Source organism: Runella sp. R0.1_18, from assembly GCF_057652155.1.
On record NZ_JBYFCK010000105.1, the window covers coordinates 1 to 416 of the forward strand.

The 416-nt window shown below is 33.9% G+C and carries 1 protein-coding gene; it reads right to left on the reverse strand.

Annotation, left to right across the window (positions count from 1 at the left end; all coding sequences use genetic code 11):
* Nucleotides 1–416: hypothetical protein (locus AC23P2_RS31270; protein ID WP_487776815.1), on the reverse strand; the 416-nt coding region annotated here is incomplete at both ends.

Sequence of the window (416 nt, forward strand, 5' to 3'; positions counted from 1 at the left end):
GAATCTATTGATGGATAATGAGTAAGCGAGAGGTAGCGCCTGGCGTTAGAGGCTATAAGATGTAAATTTCTGGCAATTGTATAAGAACGTTTTTCTCCATCATAGTGGCTAGATACATATTTTAAAAGATAGGCATAATGGCCAATTTTTTGGTACAAGCTACTGTCTTTTGACTCTCGTACCCTTGCCAAAACATAGTCAGGTAAATATGAGGTAAAGAAAAGCAGACTACTTTCTGAGTTTAAGTTAATTTCTTCTTTCTGGTAATTTGTTGGCTGGATGTATTTTTTGAAGAAATTTTCTGCTTTTTCACCCTTGTATTTTCGATCATCGATGAAATTAATTAATCTTCCCAATCTATGATAAGTTAATTCAGTTTTTTCAGTTGCGAAGAAAGACTGCATTAACTCATTTGA